The sequence below is a fragment of the bacterium 336/3 genome (assembly GCA_001281695.1).
Lineage (GTDB): Bacteria > Bacteroidota > Bacteroidia > Cytophagales > Thermonemataceae > Raineya.
In genome coordinates this window covers 3,479,221-3,503,626 of record LJIE01000001.1, presented here as the reverse complement: position 1 = coordinate 3,503,626, position 24,406 = coordinate 3,479,221, and the positions used below count along the sequence as shown (strand labels likewise).

General features: G+C 32.8%; 25 protein-coding genes and 4 pseudogenes. 7 read left to right on the top strand and 22 right to left on the bottom strand.

Annotated elements, in window-relative coordinates:
• Nucleotides 1–19: 19 nt before the first annotated feature.
• The 5 genes and pseudogenes from AD998_16540 to AD998_16520 all read right to left on the bottom strand — a co-directional run bounded on the left by AD998_16540 (nucleotide 20) and on the right by AD998_16520 (nucleotide 4,739).
• Nucleotides 20–760: pseudogene (locus tag AD998_16540) on the bottom strand (hypothetical protein).
• Nucleotides 761–1,096: 336 nt separating this feature from the next.
• Complete coding sequence (locus AD998_16535) at nucleotides 1,097–1,744, bottom strand: hypothetical protein (protein KOY87528.1); 648 nt, start codon at nucleotides 1,742–1,744, stop codon at nucleotides 1,097–1,099.
• A gap of 46 nt (nucleotides 1,745–1,790) precedes the next feature.
• Nucleotides 1,791–2,561, bottom strand: a complete 771-nt coding sequence (locus tag AD998_16530) for a hypothetical protein (protein ID KOY87527.1) — start codon at nucleotides 2,559–2,561, stop codon at nucleotides 1,791–1,793.
• A 97-nt stretch (nucleotides 2,562–2,658) separates the two neighbouring features.
• A complete protein-coding gene (locus AD998_16525) occupies nucleotides 2,659–3,483 on the bottom strand; it encodes a hypothetical protein (GenBank protein KOY87526.1) in 825 nt (274 codons plus the stop codon).
• A 62-nt stretch (nucleotides 3,484–3,545) separates the two neighbouring features.
• Nucleotides 3,546–4,739, bottom strand: a complete 1,194-nt coding sequence (locus tag AD998_16520; protein KOY87525.1) for a hypothetical protein — start codon at nucleotides 4,737–4,739, stop codon at nucleotides 3,546–3,548.
• A gap of 104 nt (nucleotides 4,740–4,843) precedes the next feature.
• Here AD998_16520 and AD998_16515 point away from each other — a divergent pair, with 104 nt between their 5' ends.
• Nucleotides 4,844–5,233 carry a hypothetical protein gene (locus AD998_16515; protein ID KOY87524.1) on the top strand — a complete coding sequence of 130 codons (390 nt, stop codon included), beginning with the start codon at nucleotides 4,844–4,846 and terminating at the stop codon, nucleotides 5,231–5,233.
• Between the two features lie 10 nt (nucleotides 5,234–5,243).
• Nucleotides 5,244–5,654 (top strand): osmotically inducible protein OsmC, encoded by a 411-nt coding sequence (locus tag AD998_16510; GenBank protein ID KOY88259.1) that lies wholly within the window; start codon nucleotides 5,244–5,246, stop codon nucleotides 5,652–5,654.
• Between the two features lies 1 nt (nucleotide 5,655).
• Here AD998_16510 and AD998_16505 read toward each other — a convergent pair whose 3' ends face one another.
• From AD998_16505 to AD998_16490, 4 genes are all read right to left on the bottom strand, one after another.
• Nucleotides 5,656–6,357, bottom strand: coding sequence for a hypothetical protein (locus AD998_16505; protein ID KOY87523.1), 702 nt, complete (start codon nucleotides 6,355–6,357; stop codon nucleotides 5,656–5,658).
• Nucleotides 6,358–6,369: 12 nt separating this feature from the next.
• Nucleotides 6,370–6,837 (bottom strand): hypothetical protein, encoded by a 468-nt coding sequence (locus AD998_16500; protein KOY87522.1) that lies wholly within the window; start codon nucleotides 6,835–6,837, stop codon nucleotides 6,370–6,372.
• Between the two features lie 70 nt (nucleotides 6,838–6,907).
• On the bottom strand, nucleotides 6,908–7,747 hold the full coding sequence (locus AD998_16495; GenBank protein KOY87521.1) for a hypothetical protein: 840 nt from the start codon (nucleotides 7,745–7,747) through the stop codon (nucleotides 6,908–6,910).
• Nucleotides 7,748–7,749: 2 nt separating this feature from the next.
• Complete coding sequence (locus AD998_16490) at nucleotides 7,750–8,340, bottom strand: adenylylsulfate kinase (protein KOY87520.1); 591 nt, start codon at nucleotides 8,338–8,340, stop codon at nucleotides 7,750–7,752.
• Between the two features lie 94 nt (nucleotides 8,341–8,434).
• On the opposite strand from AD998_16490, the pseudogene AD998_16485 reads away from it, so the two are divergent.
• A pseudogene (locus tag AD998_16485) lies at nucleotides 8,435–8,923 on the top strand (hypothetical protein).
• A gap of 144 nt (nucleotides 8,924–9,067) precedes the next feature.
• Here AD998_16485 and AD998_16480 read toward each other — a convergent pair.
• From AD998_16480 to AD998_16435, 10 genes and pseudogenes are all read right to left on the bottom strand, one after another.
• On the bottom strand, nucleotides 9,068–9,409 hold the full coding sequence (locus tag AD998_16480; GenBank protein ID KOY87519.1) for a hypothetical protein: 342 nt from the start codon (nucleotides 9,407–9,409) through the stop codon (nucleotides 9,068–9,070).
• Nucleotides 9,410–9,614: 205 nt separating this feature from the next.
• A pseudogene (locus AD998_16475) lies at nucleotides 9,615–10,367 on the bottom strand (hypothetical protein).
• Nucleotides 10,368–10,421: 54 nt separating this feature from the next.
• A complete protein-coding gene (locus AD998_16470) occupies nucleotides 10,422–11,351 on the bottom strand; it encodes an AraC family transcriptional regulator (GenBank protein ID KOY87518.1) in 930 nt (309 codons plus the stop codon).
• 135 nt (nucleotides 11,352–11,486) lie between these two features.
• Nucleotides 11,487–12,650, bottom strand: coding sequence for an acyl-CoA dehydrogenase (locus AD998_16465; GenBank protein KOY87517.1), 1,164 nt, complete (start codon nucleotides 12,648–12,650; stop codon nucleotides 11,487–11,489).
• A gap of 123 nt (nucleotides 12,651–12,773) precedes the next feature.
• Nucleotides 12,774–13,166, bottom strand: coding sequence for a hypothetical protein (locus tag AD998_16460; GenBank protein ID KOY87516.1), 393 nt, complete (start codon nucleotides 13,164–13,166; stop codon nucleotides 12,774–12,776).
• 5 nt (nucleotides 13,167–13,171) lie between these two features.
• Nucleotides 13,172–14,170 (bottom strand): annotated as a pseudogene (locus tag AD998_16455) (hypothetical protein).
• Between the two features lie 267 nt (nucleotides 14,171–14,437).
• Nucleotides 14,438–15,838: a dihydrolipoamide dehydrogenase gene (locus tag AD998_16450; protein KOY87515.1), complete on the bottom strand. Its 1,401-nt coding sequence runs from the start codon at nucleotides 15,836–15,838 to the stop codon at nucleotides 14,438–14,440.
• A gap of 86 nt (nucleotides 15,839–15,924) precedes the next feature.
• Nucleotides 15,925–16,206 carry a hypothetical protein gene (locus tag AD998_16445; protein KOY87514.1) on the bottom strand — a complete coding sequence of 94 codons (282 nt, stop codon included), beginning with the start codon at nucleotides 16,204–16,206 and terminating at the stop codon, nucleotides 15,925–15,927.
• 61 nt (nucleotides 16,207–16,267) lie between these two features.
• Nucleotides 16,268–17,479, bottom strand: coding sequence for an aspartate aminotransferase (locus AD998_16440; GenBank protein ID KOY87513.1), 1,212 nt, complete (start codon nucleotides 17,477–17,479; stop codon nucleotides 16,268–16,270).
• A gap of 45 nt (nucleotides 17,480–17,524) precedes the next feature.
• Nucleotides 17,525–18,676, bottom strand: coding sequence for a hypothetical protein (locus AD998_16435; GenBank protein ID KOY87512.1), 1,152 nt, complete (start codon nucleotides 18,674–18,676; stop codon nucleotides 17,525–17,527).
• A 280-nt stretch (nucleotides 18,677–18,956) separates the two neighbouring features.
• Here AD998_16435 and AD998_16430 point away from each other — a divergent pair, with 280 nt between their 5' ends.
• A complete protein-coding gene (locus AD998_16430) occupies nucleotides 18,957–19,262 on the top strand; it encodes a hypothetical protein (GenBank protein KOY87511.1) in 306 nt (101 codons plus the stop codon).
• A 69-nt stretch (nucleotides 19,263–19,331) separates the two neighbouring features.
• Here the strand turns inward: AD998_16430 and AD998_16425 are convergent, their stop codons facing one another.
• From AD998_16425 to AD998_16415, 3 genes are all read right to left on the bottom strand, one after another.
• Nucleotides 19,332–20,462 carry a hypothetical protein gene (locus tag AD998_16425; GenBank protein KOY87510.1) on the bottom strand — a complete coding sequence of 377 codons (1,131 nt, stop codon included), beginning with the start codon at nucleotides 20,460–20,462 and terminating at the stop codon, nucleotides 19,332–19,334.
• 56 nt (nucleotides 20,463–20,518) lie between these two features.
• Complete coding sequence (locus AD998_16420; protein KOY87509.1) at nucleotides 20,519–20,914, bottom strand: hypothetical protein; 396 nt, start codon at nucleotides 20,912–20,914, stop codon at nucleotides 20,519–20,521.
• Between the two features lie 82 nt (nucleotides 20,915–20,996).
• Nucleotides 20,997–21,707: a transcriptional regulator gene (locus AD998_16415; protein KOY87508.1), complete on the bottom strand. Its 711-nt coding sequence runs from the start codon at nucleotides 21,705–21,707 to the stop codon at nucleotides 20,997–20,999.
• Nucleotides 21,708–21,825: 118 nt separating this feature from the next.
• On the opposite strand from AD998_16415, the gene AD998_16410 reads away from it, so the two are divergent.
• The 3 genes from AD998_16410 to AD998_16400 are packed head-to-tail and all read left to right on the top strand — an operon-like array spanning nucleotide 21,826 to nucleotide 24,356.
• A complete protein-coding gene (locus tag AD998_16410; protein ID KOY87507.1) occupies nucleotides 21,826–23,142 on the top strand; it encodes an NADH dehydrogenase in 1,317 nt (438 codons plus the stop codon).
• Complete coding sequence (locus AD998_16405; GenBank protein ID KOY87506.1) at nucleotides 23,143–23,757, top strand: hypothetical protein; 615 nt, start codon at nucleotides 23,143–23,145, stop codon at nucleotides 23,755–23,757. It abuts the gene before it with no gap.
• An 11-nt stretch (nucleotides 23,758–23,768) separates the two neighbouring features.
• The gene (locus tag AD998_16400) at nucleotides 23,769–24,356 is read left to right on the top strand and encodes a deoxyribonucleotide triphosphate pyrophosphatase (protein ID KOY87505.1); all 588 of its coding nucleotides are present in this window, start codon (nucleotides 23,769–23,771) and stop codon (nucleotides 24,354–24,356) included.
• Nucleotides 24,357–24,406 lie beyond the last annotated feature (50 nt).

The following is a 24,406-nucleotide window of genomic DNA, read 5'->3' as shown; positions in this document are numbered from 1 at the left end:
TTTCTAAGTCTTTGGTATGAATGCGTTGCTCAAGTTGTTTGATGACCAACTCAGTTTGTTGTAAGAGTTGTTCTTTTTGAGCTAACTCTTCACTAATGGCTTGAGAACGACTCAATAGATCTTTGGTTTTAATATTAATTTGAGCATTGGCTACGTTGGAAGCAAAGTCTTCACTAATATTTTTTACAAATTCTACTTGATAAGGTTCTAAGAAATTAAAAGATGCCATCTCAACAACTCCGTAAGTTACTTCGTTTACACGAATAGGAGCAAGAAGAATACTTTTGGGTAATGATTCGCCTAATCCAGAGGTAATATGGATATAATTTTGAGGAATATCGTCCATGTAAATGACATCATCATCCAAAATACAACGCCCTACTAAACCTTCATTGATATAGAAACTCTTTTTTAGAAACTTCCTTCTTGAGTAGGCATATGCAGCCACTGCTTCTACGACAGGAGGCTTTGCTTCCCTATCTATAATGTATACAGCTCCTTGATTGGCATTGATATAATTGGCAAGTTCTCGGATGAAAATATAAGCCAATTCATTAATATCTAAATTTTGATTATCTCGTAGTAAATCCGAAAATTTTGCAATACCTGTTACAGTCCAATTACGACTTTGTTCTTCATTAGAGATTTTTTGTAGTTGCTCACTCATTTCAATCAAGGCTTTTCCTAAACCTTCATTGGTGCTGAGTGTATTGAATTTAAAGTCAAATTTACGATTACCAATATTTTTAATGAATTTTGTGGCTTCTTCCAAATCCGAAGAAATATCCCATAAATAATGATAAATATTTGCTGTTTCTGTGATGCTATCTTCAGGAATCTCTATAGATTCACCATCACTGACATTTTTAGAGATTCTTTCTAATTGTCTGAAAGAACCAAAGGCATGTTTATCAATTACATAAACCAAAATGCCAATATTGATAATCGTAAGGACAAGTACACTTAATTCAAAAACCAAATTGATTTCATCATAGAGAGCTATATACACAATATCGCCCCCTACAAGAATAAAGAGAGTTGTTATTAGCAATACAAATTGTACACGAAAACTCATAATGTATCAAATGTTATTTAACTATATTTTAACAATAATTTTGGCAGATTTTAAGTTTTTATCTATGTCCAGTTCTATTGTTGTATTATTTTTATAGGCACAAATGGCTTTGGTTATATCCTGACTAATCCATATTACTTTTAGAAAAATACCTTGTTGAAATATTGGATAAAGTGTAGTAGCTAGAATGATACTCTCTTCAGTATTTTTAGGTTGAAGTTCTAAAATCTCTTGAATAATCTCTCCTTTCTGAAGTTTCTCCCAATGTTGTATCCATTCATTGAGTTTTTCCTTATGTAAAAACTCTCGGATAAAACGAAAACTAATTTCTATATCTTCTACATGTAAAGCTTTGCAAAACAGATTATTAGCTTTACTTATCTTTTCATCTATGCTGATTTCTGCAATTAGTTGTGTACTTTGTAAGATATGTTCAATGTCAAAATCGTTTTCTTGAATAAAATTATTTTTGATTTGGTGTTCTTCTTCAAAATAGTTGAGTTGTTGTAGGGAAATAGCAATGTCATCGTTGCTAAAAAAAGGAGATTCTGAATATTCATAATCTTCTTTTTGTTTTAGCTCGTTAATTTCTTGTTCTAAGTTCTGATAGACAATTTTATTTCGAACAGGAATCATCCGTTCTCTTTTTATATTTTCCCCTAATGCCATTATTGAAGTTTAAATTTTCTTAAAAAATTTATCAAATTACCAATATCTAATTACTCGTTGCTTCTTTGGCTATAATTTCTCTTGCCAAATTAAGATAATCCTCTGCACCATTAGATTGTGGAGCATATTCAAACACACTTTTACCAAATGATGGAGCTTCAACAAGTTTTACATCTGTTCGGATATGTGTTTGAAAAATAGGTACAAAATTATAAGTTTTTTTGATATGATTATGCACTTCTTGGGTAATTCTTCTGCGTACATTGTACATTAAAACCAGAATCCCCAATATTTGCAACTCTGTGTTGACAGTCTTCTTTACTTGCTCAATCGTTTCTAAGATAAGTTCCAAACCATGCATACTCAAAACTTCCATTTGTAAAGGAATAATGATGCTATGAGCAGCTACCAAAGCATTTACCGTAAGAATTGAAAGAGAAGGTGAACAATCTATCAAAATATAGTCGTATTCTTGAGCATGTTGCTCTATCATTTTCTTAACAATTTGCTCTCTACCCTGATAGTTTACAAGCGATAACTCTAAATCGGCAAGTGTTACATCAGCAGGGATAATATGCATATTTTCTCTTTGTATCAATGCATTATGAAAAGAAATATCTTCTAAAATTACATCTGAAATGCTCCAAACATTGCTATTTGCTCCTAAATAATAGGAAAGACTGCCCTGTGGATCTAAGTCCATGAGCAATACTTTTTTGCCAAATTCAGCAATAGCACGCCCTAAATTTACAGTAGTGGTAGTTTTCCCTGTTCCTCCTTTTTGATTTACAACTGCAATGATATGAGGTTTTGGCATAACGGTTAATAAAGTTTATAATTGCCCAACAAGTTACAAGAGTTACAATGAATTTGCAAGTTTTTAAGGTTTTGAATGTAAATAAAATAATATCTTGCTAAATATTATGCATTTTTTTGAAGTTCTCTACACTGTCTCTTGCTTCACTATCCAAGACAATTTGCAACTCTTGTTCATCAAAAATAATATCATCTTCACCAATTTGGTCAAAAGGGTTTTCCAATTGTTCTTGAATATTGACTAAACTTACAAATACAAAACTATATAAAATGGCTGAAGTATAGCCAATAATAGGATAAGTTCCATCTTTAAGATGATAGGCAAAATAAGGAGCATACAAAATGGGAAAGCTATACAAGAAAAAGATAGAATAAGTACGCATAGAATTGGGTGTACGATAATACAGAATTTGTTTCAATTTTTCGAAGTCTGTTACCGATTTTGTAAGATATTGGTCTATTCTTGAAAGCTCACCAGGACTGATATTGGCTTTACGAAGTGTTTGAATAAACAATGAAATTTCATCAAAACACCTATAAATTTTACTCTCAAATTGTTTGTGCTCACTGGGGACTTTTAGAAAAAGTTCTACAACATTTTGCATAGTATCTTGAAGTACATTTTTAATATTTTTTCTGTATTCTTCAAAATCTCTATCTACCCAATTTTTACCTGCATAAAACAAAGAAATGAGATTTGATTTGAAGGAAGCATAATACATGATGGCCTCTTCTCTGCGTTTGTAAGCACTATTGATAGAAAAAACTACAGGAAAAATAATGGCAGTACCTATGAGAGTAATAGGCAAGTCTCCTACAAAATTGAAATATTTACAAATATAGGTGGTAATTATAGAAAGAAATGTGATAATCAATGTTTTGTAATTGATGATCATCCATAAGCTACGAAACAAGTTAGTCATAATGCTCAATAAGGTTAAAAAATCACCTCATTAAGTTAATAAAATTTAATATATTTTTAAAACTAAGTACTTATTTTTTGATAGACTTGGGCATAACTTTCTACACCTTTTTCTAAAGAAAAATAATCTTGAGCAATACGAATTAAACTTTCAGATGAAATATTCAGTAAATCAGGAATTTGCTCAATGGCTTTTTGTATGGAATGAATATCCAAATTTTGCAATAAACACCCAAAATTATACTTAGATGCTAAATACTGATGGTCGCCAATATCGTTGGTGATAATGGGAATACCCATTGCCAAAATTTCTGCCATTTTGGTGGCTGAAGAAGCTTTTTTGGAATAGGCATCTTTGATAAAAAATAAAGAAAAATGACTTTCTGCAAGCATCAAAGGAACTTCGTTGCGATTCGCTTTTTTTATTTTAATTTGTGTTAAAGGTAATTGTAAATTTTTTGCTTCCTCTAAAATGGGTTGTGGATTTTCGGCTGTAATAAACGAAAAAATAGCATCTGGATATTTATCAAGAAGATTTTTATAAAACAACAGCATTTCTTTCAGCAAATACCACGTTCCAATTGAGCCCAAATAGCTTATAGTTAGGTTTTTAGATTTAGAAATGGGATTTTCAGAAGGTTTGAATATCTCCAAATCTACACAACAAGGGATTACTTGGATAGGTGTTTGAGCAAAACCCTCCCACGATTGAATTTCTTGTTTAGCGTTGTGTGTCAGTGAAATAGTATAATCAGCTTGTTGTAAAAACTCTTTTTCTTTTTTCTTAAAATAAAGATAAATTTTATTGTAAAGTGGGCTTTTCAGATTCCATAAACCGCCATCAATGCGTTCATCAGCCCAAAAACCCCTCATATCAAAAATGAATTTGGTTTTAAATTTTTTCTTCAAACGAAGTGCAATCAAAGCACTCAAATAGCTTCGAGCATGTACAATTTCATAAGGTTTTTGCTTATAAATCTGTGTAGCTTTTTTCCAGATTTTTCGCAAGTCCCAAAGAGTAGAAAACACAGGAGGTTTTTTTGTATAAAAAATAGGTTGCCAATGGATCCCAAAGCCTGCAATTAAATCATGAATTAACTGACTTTTAGCTTGATAATTATCTGCTTTTTCAGCTGAAATAACACTAAAAGTATAACCATATTGCTTGTTTAGCCCCATTAAATAAGGTAATATTTGAGACTGACCAAGTGGATCTGTTAGTCCATCATAAGAAATATATAAAATATGTTTAGACACGTTAAAATAATTTTTCTATAAAATACTTTGAAATTAAAAGAAACTTTTTGCAACTTCGCTTACACAATGAACGTATCTTCTCTACTTGCTTAAACTTTTTCAGTTTGGAAATTATATTTCATGATGATACTATCAGTATTGGCTATAGTGCTGAAAATGCTTGCCTCACTGTAGATTTTGAGTCCTTTGATACTTGCCGAGAGGCATATCAAAGAGCCTTAGAAGAAGCATTGAGCTTTATTTCGTTTAAAAGTACGCAAAAGATAATCTTTAATCAAAGTAAAAAATCTTTTTTTAGAAAAGAAGATACCTCTTGGGCGTGGAACGACTGGTTGCCCAGACTTTCACAGTGTTTAGGAAAACAGGGGAAATTAGCAGTGATTTTACCTAAAAAAATGCTTTGGTATATGGAGAGACCCTCAAGAACAAACTTACCCTTTCAAAATAAAGTTTTTGGTTCAATAGAAGAAGCGAATCATTGGCTTAACAAATAATTTAATGTTTATGGCTAACCAAATAGAATCAGTTTATCAAGGAAATTTAAGAACACAAGCCACACATCTGGCTTCTTCCAATGCAATTATCACAGATGCCCCTACCGATAATAATGGAAAAGGAGAGGCTTTTTCACCCTCAGACTTAGTTTGTGCTGCTTTGGGAAGTTGTATGATGACCATTATGGGTATTGTAGCTGAAAGAGATGGAGTAGATTTGAAAGATGTTACTTGGAAAACCACGAAAGTGATGACTTCAAGTCCACGAAAAATTGGAGAAATTCATATTGAGTTCAATTTTCCAAAAGAGTTGAATTTTGATGATAAATATAAGCAAAAACTCGAAAATGCTGCTCATACCTGCCCTGTGGCTCTTAGTCTTTCAAACGAAATCAAACAAGTTGTGAATTTTAATTTCTAACCTACCAATCTGGTAGGTTTTTATCTTTTTTGACAGATTTAGACCTTTTGAGTTGATATTTTTTAATTTGCTCTTGTTCTTGATTAGAAATTGCCTCTAAAAAATCGTTTTGAGGTTCTTCAGCTTTGGGCAAATCTGTTTTTGAAGTATTGTTATTTTGGTTCTTATTCTCTTTTTTCTGAGATTGATTGGTTTTTTGAGGCTGATTTTTCTGATTTAACTTCTTGAGTAACTCATAATTGTATCGCAAAGCAATATTGTTTTCATTGATATAAAAAGAGTTTTTATAAGCTTCAAGAGCCTTGTCTAGTGAATCAGCAGATTCTAAATAAAACAAATTTCCTAACTGATGCCAAGCTTTTGCTTGATAAGATAGCGAAGGTGATTTGAGAAGTGAATCGTAAAAATATTTGGCTTGTTTTTTTTGAGCAAGTAAGTAATACGAACTAGCTAAATTCCAATAATTATCATCTCTCTGTGAAGAATCCAAATATAAAAGATAAAAGTTCTTTTTAATAGATTCATTGTATTGCTTTTGAGTAATAAGTTCTGGTAATTCTTGTTTGAGGGCATTGGCCCTGTCGATACCATCTAAAGAAAAACCTAAAAAATAAAAATATAACCAATAAAACGCCAACAGCCCTCCAAGTAATAGAAGGCTGATGCGTATTTTATAGAAAATATTTTTGTTAGACTTTTCCAAACAAATCTATGTTTAAGACACTAATTTTTCTTTTTTTGTGGTACTTTTCGTATTTTTTGCTATGGTGGTTTTTTTATTGTTTGTAGCAACTTTTGTGTCTTTTGCTACTACATTCGATTTTGTTTTGGTTTTAGTTGCTACAGTTTTAGCAACTTCTTTCTTTACAACAGGCTTCTTTTCTTGTACTTCTACTACAACTTCTTTTGAAGCAACAATATCTTTTTCTTTTACCTCATCTTTCTTCTCTAAATCATCTACAATGTCTAACTTTTTTCCTTCAAAAAGGTCTTTTCTCATATCAAAAAGAAAATTAACAAACTTATCTTCGTTCACGATAATTCTTACAGGAAAAAGAAATGGTAATTTATAAGCCTCTTTAAGGAAGTTTTTAAGAACATTATCACTAATTTCTTGAAAAGCGGTAGTACGCTCCTCAATAAAACCTTTGATGGCAGGTAAGTGTTTCAATAGTTCTTTCATAAGAGAGAGTTTTAAAAGTATGAAAAATTTTCCGCAAAGGTAAGATTTTTATTTAAAAAATACAATTTTTCTAAAAATATTTATCTTTTTTATGTAAAGTTGCTCTTAAAAATTGGTTGTCAAAACGACGTAAAAACGGTAAAAAATGATGTTTTTCTCGAAAGGGGAGGGTTTGAGTCATAGAATTGAATCCACAAGCAGTAAAAATTCTACCTGCCTGATTGAAATATGGATGACTGGGATACAAGTTAAAGTGTTCAAAATCAATGTCTAAATCTATTTTTTTGATAGGACTAATCAAACAAAATCGGGGTTTAATATTTTCTAAATTGGCTTGGTCTTGAGCATAGGCGAGTAGTTCTTCTACTTCAGTTTGAGGTTCAGAATGAACAACTAACCAATCGTTTTGAGAAAATATTTTCTTTGTATTATCTTGATAAACAGGATATTCTAAAGATATATGCTCTATAGGACACTCTAATGATTTTAAGAAATCTTGGTGTGAGGTTTCAAGCATTTCCAGCTGAATAACTCTTTGAAATGGAGGAGTAAATTTAATAAGCCCACAATAGTTTTCCCAATGTAAGATTCTTGCAAGATATGTCCATTTTAGAGGTAAATCTAACAAGCATCCAAGTTCACCCAAAATGCCACAAGGAAAACTATCAACCCAAATTTCTGTAAACTCATATTTTTTACATTGCTGTTTGAGCCAAATTTCATAAAATTCTGGGTCGTTATTCAGGTGAGCAGGTAATGGTAAAACGGGTAAATCTTGGAAATATAAAGATGCAAAAGGAGAGGCTGTAAGTACTTTTACAGCCTCTTTGGGTATTTGTAGAGTATTTAAAACAGCAGAAGCTCTTGCCAAATGCCCCATGCCACCACCTACGGCATAATAAAGAATCATACTCAGGCCTTAATTTTTGGCAAAACTAACTCATAGATTTGCTCAATACACTCTTCTAAACTATTTAAGTGTGTATTGATTATCAATTCGGGAGATTGAGGGGCTTCAAAAGGGCTATCAATACCTGTAAAGTCTTTGATTACACCTGCTCTGGCTTTTGCATACAAGCCTTTTACGTCTCTGGCTTCGCAAATTTCCAAAGGACAGTTTATGAAAATTTCCACAAAATCTGCCCCCACAATATCTCTAACCATATTTTGTGTAGCTTGAGTTGGGCAAATAAATGAAGCTATGACAATGATACCACAATTTAAAAAAAGTTTTGCTACTTCAGCAGCTCTACGAATATTTTCGAGACGGTCGGCCTCCGAAAATCCTAAATTGCTGTTCAAACCTGTTCTAAGGTTGTCCCCATCAAGGCTTTGAGTCAAGAAACCTTCTTGGTGTAACTTTTGTGCTAAATGATGTGATAAAGTACTTTTTCCAGCTCCTGAAAGTCCCATGAGCCAAATGACACAAGCTTTTTGTTGTAGTAAGATTTCTTTTTGAGGACGTTCGAGTACAGTGGTAGGATAGATTTCATTAGTTATCATAATTGTATAAGTTAAAAAATGGTGTCAGATTATTTTGCAAAGATGTATAGAGATGTTCAAAAATCTTCCTAAATTTGCGAAAATATTTACACAAATGCTCATAAAAACTAAAAAATACGAATTGCCAACAAAGACCTATCGCCGTTTAGGTATGCGTTATATGTTCAAGAGACAATGGTGGTTGCCTGCTGCAATTTTTGGGGGTATCGTACTTCTCAATGTTTTAATCAATGTGTTGGGGTATAAAAACTGGTGGATTTATACACTTGCTCCTGTTGGTGCTTGGGGTTGGTATCTTTTTTGGTGGATACAATATACAGGTATCCCTCAGATGCCACAAAATAAGGTGATGTTTGAGAAATTTATGTATGAAATCACAAGCCAGCAAATCTTGATTAAGAAAACCCAACAAGAAGGTATGGTAATTAAATGGGAAATGATTCAGGAGGCATACAAAACAGCAGAGGCATTTGTACTGGTAATTTCTAAGGCTCAATTTTTACATTTTCCTTTTAAAATATTTAATTCGGATGGTGAAATGAAATTTTTAGAAGCCATTTTGGGTAGAAAAAACCTCATTCAGACAACTGAAAAAATAGAAAATACAGATAATAAAAATACTCCTACCAAAAATGTTACAACCAAAGTAAACGTTCAGAACAATGGAGTAGCTCAAAAAACAGGAAAGAAATAAAAATAGGGCGAATAATCATTCGCCCTTACTTTTTTATTCGTGGGTTTCAATAACTTCAATATTGCCCACAATATGACTATTAAATTCTGCTAATTCCTCAGCAGGTATCCAAAGCTCATCAATACCATCTCCACCCACATTTTGTACCTCAAACTTTGAGAGATACGCTGTATCTACTTCAAATTTGGTTACATAACTCTTGCCATAAGCAGGGATATTCCATTCTACTGTAATTCTACGGGCATATTCTACATTCAGAACTGGATAAAAAATAGGCTGTTCGGGCAGGCGAGGAGGAAAAGCCTTCCAATCTGCTTGAGCTATTAAATCCAACTCTTTTTGGCTTACAGGACGATATAAAGTAGTGGTGGACATTTTAAGCTTGCTTTTTGAATTTTTTTCTAAAAATGAAAAGGATAATTCCAACAGCAAAAACAGCTCCTAAAAGATAAATATACAGATTATTTGTGCCTTCGGATTTTGTGTTTTCTTGTTTTATGGGTTCTTTTTTCTCAATGACAGGAATATCTTTGTCTGTACTTTCATCATGTTTTTTTATTTTACTCTGTATAAAAGCCAAACGTTTTTCAAGAAATGAGTTGGAAAAACCATATCCTTTAGCTTTTTGATAAAGTGTTTCAGTTGATTCAACATCGTTATTAATAAGAAAAAATACATTGCCTAAATCAAACATAAGTAACGCAACAATTTTATTTTCTTTTTTGATAAAAGAAACACGCTCATTAAGTTGGTAATATAAAGCTTTTTGTAATTCTAAAAGCTCTTTTGTTGATAGGTTTGTAATTGGTTTTTCATTTGTACCAAAATCTGTATTTAAAAGAAATGAACTTGTTATGTAAGCATCTCCTTTAATTTTTGCTTCTAAAATTTTAACATGCAACCACTCCGAACCATTATGAGACTCTTTATCTATTTGAACAGATTTTTTTATCCATTCTAAAGCTTTTTGATTATTACCAATTAGCTCATAAGCTGTACCAATATTAGAAGCTGTAGAGTAACGATTGGGTTTAATCTTTTCAATTTCTAAATACAAATTAATAGCTTCTTGATATTTGCCTTGTAAAATCAATACATAGCCTTTATCGGAAAGATAATCTATATCCTTTGTTTTTTTATAAAGACTATCCAACTCACGGTTTACTTCATCTAGTTGAGAAATACCAACGAACTGATGCCCATGAGGTATCATGCCTTCATAATCTTCATAAATGAAAGCTCCATTCTTTAATATTTTTGTTTCGCCATTCAAGCAGGCTTGAGCAGATATAGAACATAAAAATAAGGCACTAATCAATAAAAAAAGTCTCATGAATTTATAATGATTTTGTGAAAACTAAAGAATTTCAAGTTTTTCATTAAATTTCTAGTCCTCAGCGATAGCTTCTCTTTTACGCATTTTACCTGCGGGCAAGCCAAACATCATTTTGAAACGGCGACAGAAATAAGCAGTATCTTTATAACCTACATCTTTACCAATTTCTCGGACACTCTTCTTGGTGGTTTTGAGTAAATCCACAGCTTTTTCCATACGCTGATACTCAATATAATCTTGTGGATTGATGCCTGTCAAAAACTTAAAATATTGCCCAACATAATCTTCCGATACATTGGCAACACTGGCAAGCACCTTATTAGATAAATCTCCACCCAAATACTTCTTGATATAACTGAATATTTCGAGCAGTCGAGGGTCTTTGAAATAAGTACTGTTGGTAGCCAATTGCTCTACAAACAAGCTGTTTTCAAGCACATAACGCATGACCTCAATGACTATCAATTCTGTTTTTATTTTTTGGATGCGTTCCTTTCCATACGAATTAGCCAAAGATTCTAATACCACTTCAATAATTAAGTGAGAAACTGTAGGATTCTGACGAATTACAAATGCAGGGATATTCAAGCTTGTAAAGAAATTGACAGAGTCGAAAAGTTTTGCATTGAAGGTGATATAACTAAATGAGTTCTTGATATTCCCAACAAGTTTGGGGTCTTGGTTTGCTTGAAAATATTTTTCTCGGCTGGTTATAAACTTTTCGTTGTTGAGTAAATTATTTTCACCTTGTCCATAAATAATGTGAGTTTGTTTACCTGCTGGAACAAACAAAATATCACCAGGGCGGGCTTTTAATTCTTCCTCACCAAGTTTCAAGGTAATATCTCCATCATGTAATAGTAACAATGTATTTTCTATATCATAAAAATTACTGATAGAAAAAGGATTGAGCAATTTGAAGTTTTTAGCTTTGAGAAACTTCACATTCAAAGACTCTATGATTTTATTATAATCTTCCATAACGGGCTTTCATCTTTGTTTTGTTATATTTTTATTGCCCAAATATAATTGTATTTTTTTGAAAAAACAAAAATCGGTATAGATATTTTTAGTATCTGATACCGATTTTTATATTTAAAAACTATTTTTATAGGACTATTTCAAGACACTGCGAGCAATTACGATTTTCTGCACTTCTGATGTTCCTTCATAGATTTGTGTAATTTTTGCATCACGCATCAAACGCTCAACATGGAATTCTTTTACATAACCATATCCACCATGAATTTGTACAGCTTCCGTAGTTACTTCTTGGGCAATTTCAGAAGCATACAGTTTAGCAGCAGCAGCAGCCAAAGCAAAATCTTCTTTGTTATCTTTCAAGAAAGCAGCTTTATAAATCATTAATCTTGCAGCTTCAATTTTGGTGTACATTTCAGCCAATTTAAACTGAATGCCTTGGTGTTCGTGTAATAATTTACCAAATGCTTTACGCTCTTTAGAATATGCAAGAGCAAGTTCATAAGCTCCAGAGGCAATACCCAAAGCTTGTGCAGCAATACCTATACGACCACCATTGAGTGTTTCCATGGCAAAACGGAATCCGAAGCCATCTTCACCAATTCTGTTGGCTTTAGGTACTTTTACGTCTGTAAACATCAAACTATGTGTGTCAGAACCTCTGATACCCATTTTATCTTCTTTTTTACCAACGACAAAACCTTCCATACCTTTTTCTACAATCAGGCAGTTGATACCCTTGTGAGCTTTTTCGGGGTGTGTCTGGCACATTACCAAGTACACAGAAGCACTGTTACCATTTGTAATCCAGTTTTTTACACCATTTACAAGATAATAATCGCCTTTGTCTTCTGCTGTGGTACGCTGAGAAGTTGCATCAGAACCTGCTTCAGGTTCTGAAAGGCAAAATGCCCCAATCACTTCACCAGTAGCAAGTTTTGTTAAGTATTTTTGTTTTTGTTCTTCTGTTCCAAATTTCTCTAAACCCCAGCAAACCAATGAGTTGTTTACTGACATACAAACAGAAGCAGAAGCATCTATTTTAGAAATTTCTTCCATAGCAAGTACATACGAAATCGTATCCATACCACCACCATTGTAGGTAGGAGATACCATCATACCCATGAAACCAAGTTCTCCCATTTTTTTTACTTGCTCATAAGGAAATTTTTGTTGGTCATCTCTTTCAATTACACCAGCGAGAAGCTCTCTTTGAGCAAATTCTTTTGCAGCTTTTTGTACTTCTAATTGTTCTTCAGTCAGATGAAAATTAAGTCCTTGCATTGTCTGAACAGCCATATTTTTAGCATTTGAGGTTTAAATAAAAAACAGGAACAAATTTATAGATTTTAAGGAAAAAGACAAAAGATTATATTTATACCAAACAAAGTTTTGTGTCTTAACATAATGATATCAAAATGTCTATTTAAAATGTTTTTCAATAATCTCCTGCAACATAGTGTTAGTAAGAGGTTTTCTTTTAAAGTCTTGAACTTCTTTGAATGATTTCGACTTTTCTTCTTCATCAGGATTCAAAGAGGTGGTAAGCATAATAATCACAATTTCATCTTTTTGAGATATATTGGTATTTCTAAAAGCCTCTAAAAACTCCCAACCATTCATAGCAGGCATATTGATATCTAAAAAAATAAGGTTTGGAATTTTCCCAACATGAAGATAATCAAGAGCTTTCTGACCACCAGGCATCACAACACAGTTTTCTACACAATTAGACTTTTTTATAACTAATTCATGAAGAAAGTTGGTTGGCTCATCATCATCAATTAAAAGAATTGAATTTATTTTCTTGTTCATATATTTTAAATAGGTATAGTAAAATAAAAAATACTGCCTGCGTTCAACTCTGATTGAACCCAAATTTTTCCACCATGTGAATCTACTATTTTCTTACAATGAGCTAGACCAATTCCTGTACCTTCATAATCACTTTGGTTATGAAGTCTTTGAAAAATAGTGAAAATTTTTTCTTTATGATTAGGAGCAATCCCTATCCCGTTATCTTGAAAAGCAAACTTCCAAAATTTATCTTCTTGTATAGCTGAAACCTTAATAGAAAGAGGCTCTTCTTTTCTTCTAAACTTAAGAGCGTTGGATAAAATATTTTGAAACAACAAACGTAAGTCAGTTTCATATCCATGAACCAAAGGAAGATTTTCTATTTTTAGAGTAGCTCCAATCTCATTAATTTTGGGTTCAAAATCTTCTTGAACCAATCTTATTAAGATATTACAATCTACTATACTTTTTTCTTTATTTACACCAATTCTAGAGTAGTCTAATAAATCTTTAATAAGGGAACTCATTCTATTAGAAGCTTGAGATAAATAGAATAAGTATTTATTGGCAGACTCATCTAGCTGATCCTTGTACTGTTCTTCAAGTAAGTGGGTAAAACTATTGATAGTTCTTAAAGGCTCTTGTAAATCGTGTGAGGTTACATAAGCAAATTGCTCTAATTCTTTATTTTTAAGTTCTAATTGGCGAGCATATTTTTCTATTTCTTCACTTCTCTTTAATTTAGTAATATCTATATGGCTACCTACCATCCTTAAAGGGTTCCCATTGTCATCCCATTCTATTACTTTTCCTCTGCAATATACCCAAACAGTAGAGCCATCTTTATGAAAATAACGAGCTTCCATATCAAAAGGAAATATTCCTTTCGATTCAACATGCTTTTCATAAAGCATAAATAATGCGTTTAAATCTTCAGGATAAATAATTTTCTGCCACGATTCTGGAGCATTAGGCATTTCGTCATCTTCATAACCAAACATTTTTTTGAATGTAGGGCTTAAATATTCATAATTATCAGGGATATGCCAATCCCAATAACCTGCCAGCGTGCTTTCTAAAATATTATCAACAAGTAACTCTTTGTGTGAAAGTTGCTTTTGTATTTCTTCTAACTTTTGAGTTAGATATTGAATATCATTATTCATAAAATGAATATTTTACAGAAAATAAGTATATTAAATAAAACAATGTTTATTCAAATAAACAATATTTTTTAATAATTTATTAAATAAAAAAAGCGATTTATTAAATCGCTTTTTGAATCACTTTTAAATATGAATAGGTCTGTTTTCGGTCGCTGCAAGGCAGGCTTCTTTTACAGCTTCCATGTAGGTAGGGTGGGCATGGCTTTGTCGAGCAATGTCTTCAGCAGAGGCTCTAAACTCCATAGCAGTTACGCCTACGGCAATCATATCGGCAGCTCTAGCTCCAATGATATGCATTCCTAAAATTTCGTCTGTATCTTTGTGAGCAAGCACTTTTACAAGACCATCAATATCCATAGATGCTCTGGCTCTTCCTAAAGCTCTGTAAGGGAATTGTCCCACTTTGTAAGGTGTTCCGTTTTTCTTGAGTTCTTCTTCTGTGTAGCCTACACCAGCCACTTCTGGCCAAGTATAAACCACATTAGGAATAAGAAGATAATTGATATGAGGCTTTTGTCCTGCTAAGAATTCAGCAACCATCACACCTTCTTCTTCAGCTTTATGAGCAAGCATAGCACCTTTTATCACATCACCAATGGCATAAATACCTTGTACAGATGTTTCTAAATGGTCGTTTACAGGAATTCTACCTTTTTCATCAACTTGTAAACCTGCATTTTCCAATGCCAGACCTTCAGTATAGGGCTTTCTGCCAATAGAAATTAAACAATATTCAGCTTTAAATTCTACGCTTTCGCCTTTTGCATTATCAGCTTTTACAACAACTTCTTTTCCTTTATTTTCTACAGAAGTTACTTTATGACTGAAATAAAAATCTATACCCAGTTTTTTAGTTGCTTTGAAAAGTTCTTTGCCCATTGTACTATCCATGGTAGGAATCATAGATGCAGCATACTCTATCATGGTTACTTTGGTACCAATACGAGCATACACCGAACCCAATTCAGCACCAATAACACCAGCCCCAATGACAATCAAGGATTTGGGTTGTTTTTCAAGAGTTAAAGCCTCAGTAGATGTAATCACTCTTTTTTTATCTATGGGCATGGTTGGCAATGTAGAAGGCTTAGATCCAGTGGCAATAATTACATTTTTGGTTGTAATTTGCTCTGTTGAGCCATCTGCTTTGGTAATTTTGATTGTGTTTTTATCAACGAAAGAGCCAACACCAGTATAGACTGTAATTTTGTTTTTATCCATCAAGAATTTTACGCCATCACAAGTCATTTTTACGACATCTGCTTTACGCTTAATCATTTGGGTAAAATCTACATCTACACTTTTTACTTTGATACCATGTTGCTCAAAAGTATGTGTTGCATTGTAGTAGTGTTCAGAAGAATCTAAAAGAGCTTTTGAAGGGATACAGCCCACATTCAAACAAGTACCTCCTAAAGTATTGTATTTTTCGATAATGGCTGTTTTCAGTCCAAGCTGAGCAGCACGAATAGCAGCTACATAACCACCTGGTCCTGAGCCTATCACGGTTACATCATATTGCATAGAACGATTGAAATTAAAAGTGAAAAAACATTTTAAAACCTTCAAGATTTCTTGAAGGTTTATAGTAATTTATGGATTATCAAATATTAAGTTAAAAAGTTAATGAGTGCTGCTCCTGCAGGAGCAATCCATGAGATAATGCCATTTTTCATGGTTTCTCCATATTCTAAGTTGGAAAAAGATTTCCACGCTTTCAGCATATAAGGTATGCCAATGCCTGCTCCTGCTACCAAAGTGAGAATTCCAAGAAATGTAGAATCTGTAGTAATTTCTGTAATGGAAGTCGCTACTAAAAATGCTCCTGCACCTAAAAACAAACCAGAATTGACCATTAGTCCTTTGCGAGAATCGCCATGTTTATCGCTCATAAAAATAAATTTTTTAGTGAAAATTAAGTTGTAATTATCAAGAAACAATATTGGAATCTAATTATTTTAATTTATCCAAAGCTTCTTTCATTCTTCTGATGGCTTCCTTGAGACTTTCATCAGAAGCTGCAAAAGAAATACGGATACACTCAGGAGCTCCAAAACCTTCACCATCTACAAGTGCTACATGAGCTTTATTGAGTAGATACATACACAAATCATTAGATGTCTTAATGGTGGTTTCACCATCCGATTTTCCAAAATACGCACTTACATCAGGAAATAAATAAAATGCTCCTTGAGGTACATACGTTTTGATAGCAGGAATTTCTTTGATAAGTTCTAAAACTAAATTTCTTCTACGTAAATAAGCTTCTTTCATAACATGAATAGACTCTGTACCACCAGTAATAGCAGCCAAAGCAGCTTTTTGGGCAATAGAGCAAGTTGCAGAAGTAAATTGCCCTTGGATTTTGTTACAGGCATCAGCAATTTCTTTAGGGGCTGCCAAATAACCCACTCTCCAGCCTGTCATGGCATAGCCTTTAGAAAAACCGTTTACAGTTACAGTTCTATTTTTCACATTCTCAAAAGCTCCAATACTCCAATAATTTCCCTCGAAAGTGATGTATTCATAAATTTCATCAGCAATAATATAAATATTTTCGTGAGGTGCTATAATATCAGCAAAAGCTTTTAGTTCTTCTTTGGTATAAACGGTACCTGTTGGATTTGAAGGCGAAGAATATAAAACAGCTTTTGTTTTGGGCGTAATGGCTTTTTTTAGATCATCAGGGTTTACTTTAAAGCCATTTTCTATTTTTCCGTTTACAATAACGGCTTTTCCTTCAGCAAGTTGTATCATTGGGATATAACTTACCCAATAAGGTGCAAATACAATCACCTCATCACCAGGGTTTATAAGTGCCAAAATAGCATTGATAAGAGCCTGCTTTGCTCCAGTAGAAACTACAATGTTCTCAGCTTTCATATCTAACTGATTATCTCTATTGAGTTTTTCAGCAATTGCTTTACGAAGATCTAAAATAGCAGGAACAGGGGTATAAAAAGAAAAATTATCGTCTATGGCTTTTTTTGCAGCAGCTTTGATATGGTCAGGAGTATTAAAATCAGGCTCTCCTAAACTTAATTTAATCACATCAACGCCTTTTGCTTCTAATTCACGAGCTTTGGCAGCCATTTCCAAAGTTTGAGATTCGTGTAATTCAATAACTCTTTGAGATAAAAGGGTTTTACTAGAAGTACTGTTCATACAATTATTGTAAAAAATTAATTTTCTTCAAATTTAGAGAAAAAATTATTCTCTCAAAATGTTTTGTCCAATAGCTTTGATAAAAGGTAACCAAGGCATACTATTCATGATTTGGATATCTTCCCAAAGTGAACTTTCTTCATCCAAAAAACGAAAGATACGCTGAACAGGATGCTTTTGAAACATTCTTCCAAAAATTTCTTCGCTGGGTAACCTGTTTTTATGAATTACATTGAGCAAAGCACTATCGTATAAAGAGTATTTTTTCGTAAATATTGGCTGAATATCTTTTTTACCTTTGATCAAATTTTCGACAATTTGCTTACTGTGGCGTTGAATTCTGTCAAAAGCAAAACCAGTACTAGCTTTGGCACAACCTGCTTTTGTTCCAATAGGAATAATATTGGGATGATCAGATTTTGGAAAAGGTTGATCAAACATAGGAATTACACCAAACTCTTCATCATAAATAGAGTACTTCGTTATTTTTAAAATATTTTCAAGATAATTTTTAAGTTCTTGAATGTATTGTTCTTCTGAAAGTAAATTATCTGAAAAAACCGTAAACTCTACCAAACCTTTATGGGCACTGAAAGGTAAAACATATCCAAAGCGAACCTCACTGTCTTTCTGAGGTACTCTAAAATCCATGTAATGCATAGTATCAGCATCAAAAATAGGTTCTTGACTTTCAATAAACCAACCTTTAAAATGCTGATACAGATAATGATAACCTTGTTTTTTCTTGTAAGTTTCCGAAACTTTCCAAGTACCATCGAAAATATATTGAGCCTGAAATGTTTGATTTTCTGTCTGAAGAAAAGGTTGTTTCTGATTTATATCTAAATTTTGTATATCAGCTTGAAGCCACTTGAAAGAAGTATGTTCTCTGATAAAATTTTGTGTAAAATTATAAAAATCAATTCCCTTGATGGTTTTGTAAGTATAGGGGGCAATATTAATTTTTGCCGATTCTTTTTTAGAAAATAAATATATGTTTTTCCATTGTTGCTGTATAATTTCCTCAAAAGGTGAGACATCTTTTTGCCAAAAAGACCAAGTTCTATCATTTTGGTTTTTGATATTCTTATCTATTAAAAGAATTTTTTTGTCTTTTAAAGGGCTTTGAGCCAAATAAAAAGCAAGGCTCAAACCTGCAGCTCCTGTGCCTGCAATAATGTAATCGTAGGTCTCCATACTTGTGTAACATAAATATTTTTAGAAAGTTTACTTTAGAAAATATTTATCAAAAAATATTTGTTTTTATAGCCTGATTTTCTTAGTTTTATGCGGATTAAAATGAATTTTAAAAAAAATATTTTAAAAAAATAGATTTTTGATGCAACCAAATCCCCACTTCAGTTGTCTATAATAAAAAAACTAAAAAGCTTGTCTGATGCGATTTTTTAAACTTTCCATATTCGTCATAATATTCTGCTTGTTAGCCACAATGCCTACGGGGGGGCAATCGTTGGTGATGAGTGGAAATGAAATATTTGAGCAGGAAGGTATTCCTAAGAAATCAAATAAACTATTGAAAGATAAAGACGTACAACAAAAGTCTTTGAAGCAAAAAGGCACTGTAACTGTACCAGCTTTGAAAACAGAGAAATCTAATGGTCAAAATGTAAAAGACTCCAAAATTATAGAAAAGGGGATAGAAAAAAAATCAAAGGTCTCTACACTCTCTTTAGCAGAAAATAGAGATGAAGAAAACCAAGTAAGCCCAATATTTTTGGTAGCAATTCAGGTTATCTTGTTTTTCATGCGTAACATTAATTAACATTTTCAATTCAAAAGTATAAAGAAAAAGCGTTGAAGTTAACTTCAACGCTTTTTTATGTTTAATGATCTATAACCACTTCTTTCGTTTAAAAAACAGAAAAGCTCCTATTCCAATACTAATCATCACAATCCAAACACCCACATAACCATAAGGATGATATAATTCGGGCATATTGAAAGGCAAATAACCATGGTCGTGATTTTCTTGAGCAAAGTTCATCCCATAAACCCCTACAATAAAGGTAAGAGGGATAAAAATAGCAGATATAATGGTAAGAACTTTCATTACCTCGTTGGTTTTATTATTGAGGCTGGAATTATAGGCTTCCACCAAACTATAAGCTATTTCTTTTTCATCATCCAAAATTTCCAATATTTGTAAACAATGGTCGTAAGTATCTCTAAGATAAATATCTACTTTTTCATCTTTTTGAGGGTGTACACATCTTATTAGTTCACTAATTTTGTCTCTTTCTGCCAAAGCTGCTTTTCTAATTTGTAAAATTTCTCTTTTCAGATGCATAATTTCCTGAATATTTACAGAGTTTACATCTTTCATAATTTGGACTTCCAAATCATGTAAGTGTTGGTGTATCTCCTCTGCCATTGGAAAATAATTATCTACAATAGCATCCACAAGGGCATAGGTAAGATAGAAAATACCAGATGAACGCATCGTTCCTTTTCCTTTTCTAAGGCGTTCTCTTACAGGCTCTAAACAATCCTCGTACTCATCTTGAATGGTAATAAGAATACTATCAAAAACAAAAAATGCAATCTGCTCATTGATAAGTTTTTTATCATCTCCCATGAAATACAACATTCTGGAAATAATAAACAGATGTTCATCGTAGGTTTCTACTTTAGGTCTTTGATGTCCGCTTACAGTGTCTTCAATAGCCAGATTATGCAAATGGAATTTTGTTTGAAGGTCTTGGAAAAAGACTGTATTTCCAATCCCCTCCATATCTATCCAATGTTTTAGACTTTGATTTTCATCTAAATATTTGAATAAATCTGGTAAATTGTTAAAAACATATTCTTTGCATGTATCACTATCATAAGAAAAAACACGTAATTCAGGATGTTTGTTAGATTCTAAACCTTCAAAATACCCAGGGTAAGCTCCTTGAGTTTTCTTATAGTTTATAAAAAGCTCAGATTTGTCTTCAGGGGGTGTGTGTGTTCTTCTATCCATAAGTGTTAGTGAACAATTTTAAGTGTAAAACAAAGTTCTAAAAGGTATTCAGAAAATTATTGTTTTTTAATTTTTACAATTTTATCGTTGTATTCTATGAGTTCGTAAGTGCTGGAGGTATTTGCTATAAAATCATTTTTTTCTAAATTGATAGAAATTTTGTTTTTATCAACCAATTTCCAAGAACCTTTGAGTTGCATAGGAGCATCGGCAGGGGCTATCATTTGAGTGAATTCTCCATTTTTAGACATTTTAAAACCTTGTCTGGGTCCTCTGCTCATAGGAAAACTATAATTCTCTGGGCGATAAACCTCAACACCATCACTTTTATCTTCTTCTTGAGAGCGTAACCAAGTTTTATCAGTAATAGCTGATAAATCAGCACTTTTTTTACACTGATTTGCTAATGCGAACAAAGCAAAAAATGTCAGTATTAAGGTTGTTTTTTTCATAAGGTTTTGGAAATTTAGATATAAAAATAAGTGTGTTAATAAATAATTTCTTGCTTCTAAGCATCTCAAATCTGATGCCTTTTTACTTCATGTTGTGAAAAACTTCTTGCACATCTTCATCTTCTTCAAGCTTTTCCAATAATTTTTCTACATCAGCTTCTTGTTCAGGTGTAAGCTCTTTGGCTTCGTGTGGGATGCGTTCCAATTTAGCACTTTTTATTTCATAACCATTGTCCTCAAGGTATTTTTGTATTTTCCCGAAGGCTTCAAAAGTACCATAGATAAAAACCTCACCTTCTTCGGCTTCCATTTCGTTTAAACCAAAATCAATCAATTCTAATTCCAATTCTTCTAAATCTACATTCGCTTTTTTGGTTACTTGAAAAATGGATTGTCTTTCAAATAAAAAGTCTAAAGATCCTGTTGTTCCTAAAGAACCACCTGTCTTATTGAAGTAGCTACGAATATTGGCAACTGTACGAGTAGGGTTATCTGTAGCAGTCTCAATAACTACAGCAATTCCATGAGGGCCATAGCCTTCATAAACCAATTCTTTATAGTCTTCTTGGTCTTTTGAAGAGGCTTTCTTAATAGCTCTTTCAATATTATCCTTTGGAACGTTATCTTGTTTAGCATTTTGTAAAATAGCTCTCAAACGAGAATTGTATTCTGGTTCTGAACCACCAGATTTTACAGCCATAGCTATTTCACGGGCATATTTGGTAAAAGTTTTTGCCATTTGCCCCCAACGCTTCATTTTTCTGCCTTTACGGAATTCAAATGCTCTTCCCATAATTTTTATAATCTTAATTTTATATTTTTTAGACTCAAATTTAAGACTTGTTGCGAAAAAAACATTATGTTCCTGATTTTTTTTGTATAATTACGGCTCATATTCTCATCCTATATTTATGAAATCAGCACAGATTCCTAAAACCGACAAACCTCGTGTGGTCATTGTAGGTGGTGGTTTCGGTGGTTTACAGCTAGTAAAATCACTTGCAAATGCAGACTGCCAAGTTGTTCTTTTAGATAAACACAATCATCATACATTTCAACCACTATTATATCAGGTTGCAACATCAGGTTTGGAAACTTCTTCTATTATTTATCCATTCCGAAAGGCTTTTGGCAAACAGAAAAATTTTATTTTCAGATTTGCTGAAGTCCAGAAAATTATCACAGAAACCAATACTCTTGAAACTTCAGTAGGAGAAATTACATACGATTATTTGGTGATAGCAACAGGAGCTACTACCAACTATTATGGTATGAAAGAAATAGAAGAACGCTCTTTTGCTCTTAAAACCATTGAAGATGCTATCAAACTTCGAAACCATGTACTCCGAAATTTTGAAGAGGCTGTACTTACTTCAGATGATGAGCAACGCAATAGCCTCATGGATTATGTAATTGTAGGTGGTGGACCTACTGGAGTAGAAGTTGCAGGAGCATTAGCTGAATTAAAAAAACATGTGTTTCCCATAGATTACAAAGAACTCAATATTGTGGAAATGGATATCCATTTGGTCGAGGCTTCTCCAAAACTTTTGGGTGCAATGTCTGAGGAGTCTTCTAAAAAAGCATTGGAATATTTACAAAAAATGGGTGTAAAAGTTCATTTGGGTGTTTCTGTAAAAAGTTATGATGGTTATACCGTAACCTTAAGTAATGGCGAAAAATTTATCAGTCAGACACTTCTTTGGGCAGCTGGTGTAGCTGGAAACCCTATTGCAGGATTGAATGAACAAGCTATTTTGCCTAATAAACGCATCAAAACAGATGGATTTAATAAGATAGAAGGCTATCAGAATATTTTTGCTATTGGTGATATAGCTGCTGTAACCACAGAAACTACACCCAAAGGGCATCCTATGGTGGCTCAACCAGCCATCCAACAAGCTGTAAATTTGGCAAAAAACCTCAAAAAAATCTTTAAAAAAGATACATCTCTCAAACCTTTTACTTACAAAGATTTAGGTAGCATGGCAACCATTGGGCGTAACAAGGCCGTTGTAGATTTAACATTTATGAAATTTCAAGGGTTTTTTGCTTGGGTAACATGGCTTTTTGTACACTTAATGGCTTTAGTAGGTTTTAGAAATAGATTTTTTGTGTTTTTTAGCTGGTTTTCAAGCTATTTCAGCTACGATAAAAGCAACCGACTGATTATTGGAGATAAAGAAAAAATAGAAAATCATATAATTGATAAACAAAATAATACATAAATGGCACTTAAAACTTTTGTAAAAGTAGGAAATATCAGTAGCTTGAGTGATGCACGCTATTGTGCAGGCATGGGCGTAGATATGCTAGGTTTTCAGGTAGAAAAAGATAAAATAGACTATGTGAGTCCACAAAGCTATGCTGAAATGATTAGTTGGATAGTAGGAGTGAAGTTTGTAGCAGAGTTTTCTACGGCAAGCCTTGCAGAAATGAATGAAATTCTACAAGAATATCCCATTCATGCCTTGCAAATAGAAAGAGAAGATGTACTGGAAGAGTTGGCTGATAAAGCTAAAGAATTAGATAATTTGCCTATTGGCTTGATTTTTAGATCTCAAAGTGCTGAACAAATAGAAAAACTATCCACAAGATATAATCATCTGGTCAATTATTTTTTATTGACTGATGCAGAAGACAATACTTTAAAAGTTTTAAAAAATCTTTCAGAAAAATGTAATTTATTGGTTGAAGGAGATTTTTCACAAGAAATAATAACAGATTTACTTTCTAATACGAAAATCAAAGGAGTTGGTTTACAAGGAAGTCTTGAAGAAAAATCAGGTTTAAAAGATTTTGGAAACCTTGCCGAGATTTTAGAAGCTCTTGAGATAGACTAATCAAAAATTATATGAAAATTTGTTTTGCAACTAATAACAAAAATAAAATTTACGAAGTACAAACATTGTTGGGCAATTCAGTGGAGCTTGTAAGTTTGGAGTCTATTGGCTGTTTTGAAGAACTCCCTGAAACACAAGATACTATCCCTGCCAATTCTGCTCAAAAAGCTCAATATGTTTGGGAACATTTTGGAGTTGCTTGTTTTGCTGATGATAGTGGTTTGGAGGTAGAAGCTCTCAAAGGAGCTCCAGGTGTGTATTCGGCTCGTTATGCAGGTATTCCCAAAAATGATGAAAATAATATTCAGTTATTACTCAGGAATTTAGAAAACTACACTAATCGAAATGCCCAATTCAGAACTTGCATTACTTTGGTAACTAAGCATGGAGAGTGGCAATTTGAAGGGACAATACACGGAACAATTTTAAATGAGAAAAGAGGAGAAAAAGGCTTTGGCTATGACCCTGTTTTTTTGCCCAATGGTTATGATAAAACTTTTGCAGAAATGGATATTGAAGCCAAGAATCAGATTAGCCACAGAGCCATTGCTGTAAAAAAAATTATAGACTTTTTACAAAAGAACATAGATTTGTTGTAAAATTGCACTTTTGTAAAAAACTAAACAACAGCAATTGACAATCTATACCA

Excerpts from the sequence above, each read along its gene's own strand:
- AD998_16535 (KOY87528.1), bottom strand. The coding sequence starts at position 1,744 with ATGGCATTAGGGGAAAATATAAAAAGAGAACGGATGATTCCTGTTCGA.
- AD998_16530 (KOY87527.1), bottom strand. The coding sequence starts at position 2,561 with ATGCCAAAACCTCATATCATTGCAGTTGTAAATCAAAAAGGAGGAACA.
- AD998_16525 (KOY87526.1), bottom strand. The coding sequence starts at position 3,483 with ATGACTAACTTGTTTCGTAGCTTATGGATGATCATCAATTACAAAACA.
- AD998_16510 (KOY88259.1), top strand. The coding sequence starts at position 5,244 with ATGGCTAACCAAATAGAATCAGTTTATCAAGGAAATTTAAGAACACAA.
- AD998_16500 (KOY87522.1), bottom strand. The coding sequence starts at position 6,837 with ATGAAAGAACTATTGAAACACTTACCTGCCATCAAAGGTTTTATTGAG.
- AD998_16495 (KOY87521.1), bottom strand. The coding sequence starts at position 7,747 with ATGATTCTTTATTATGCCGTAGGTGGTGGCATGGGGCATTTGGCAAGA.
- AD998_16490 (KOY87520.1), bottom strand. The coding sequence starts at position 8,340 with ATGATAACTAATGAAATCTATCCTACCACTGTACTCGAACGTCCTCAA.
- AD998_16480 (KOY87519.1), bottom strand. The coding sequence starts at position 9,409 with ATGTCCACCACTACTTTATATCGTCCTGTAAGCCAAAAAGAGTTGGAT.
- AD998_16470 (KOY87518.1), bottom strand. The coding sequence starts at position 11,351 with ATGGAAGATTATAATAAAATCATAGAGTCTTTGAATGTGAAGTTTCTC.
- AD998_16465 (KOY87517.1), bottom strand. The coding sequence starts at position 12,650 with ATGGCTGTTCAGACAATGCAAGGACTTAATTTTCATCTGACTGAAGAA.
- AD998_16460 (KOY87516.1), bottom strand. The coding sequence starts at position 13,166 with ATGAACAAGAAAATAAATTCAATTCTTTTAATTGATGATGATGAGCCA.
- AD998_16450 (KOY87515.1), bottom strand. The coding sequence starts at position 15,838 with ATGCAATATGATGTAACCGTGATAGGCTCAGGACCAGGTGGTTATGTA.
- AD998_16445 (KOY87514.1), bottom strand. The coding sequence starts at position 16,206 with ATGAGCGATAAACATGGCGATTCTCGCAAAGGACTAATGGTCAATTCT.
- AD998_16440 (KOY87513.1), bottom strand. The coding sequence starts at position 17,479 with ATGAACAGTACTTCTAGTAAAACCCTTTTATCTCAAAGAGTTATTGAA.
- AD998_16435 (KOY87512.1), bottom strand. The coding sequence starts at position 18,676 with ATGGAGACCTACGATTACATTATTGCAGGCACAGGAGCTGCAGGTTTG.
- AD998_16430 (KOY87511.1), top strand. The coding sequence starts at position 18,957 with ATGAGTGGAAATGAAATATTTGAGCAGGAAGGTATTCCTAAGAAATCA.
- AD998_16425 (KOY87510.1), bottom strand. The coding sequence starts at position 20,462 with ATGGATAGAAGAACACACACACCCCCTGAAGACAAATCTGAGCTTTTT.
- AD998_16420 (KOY87509.1), bottom strand. The coding sequence starts at position 20,914 with ATGAAAAAAACAACCTTAATACTGACATTTTTTGCTTTGTTCGCATTA.
- AD998_16415 (KOY87508.1), bottom strand. The coding sequence starts at position 21,707 with ATGGGAAGAGCATTTGAATTCCGTAAAGGCAGAAAAATGAAGCGTTGG.
- AD998_16410 (KOY87507.1), top strand. The coding sequence starts at position 21,826 with ATGAAATCAGCACAGATTCCTAAAACCGACAAACCTCGTGTGGTCATT.
- AD998_16405 (KOY87506.1), top strand. The coding sequence starts at position 23,143 with ATGGCACTTAAAACTTTTGTAAAAGTAGGAAATATCAGTAGCTTGAGT.
- AD998_16400 (KOY87505.1), top strand. The coding sequence starts at position 23,769 with ATGAAAATTTGTTTTGCAACTAATAACAAAAATAAAATTTACGAAGTA.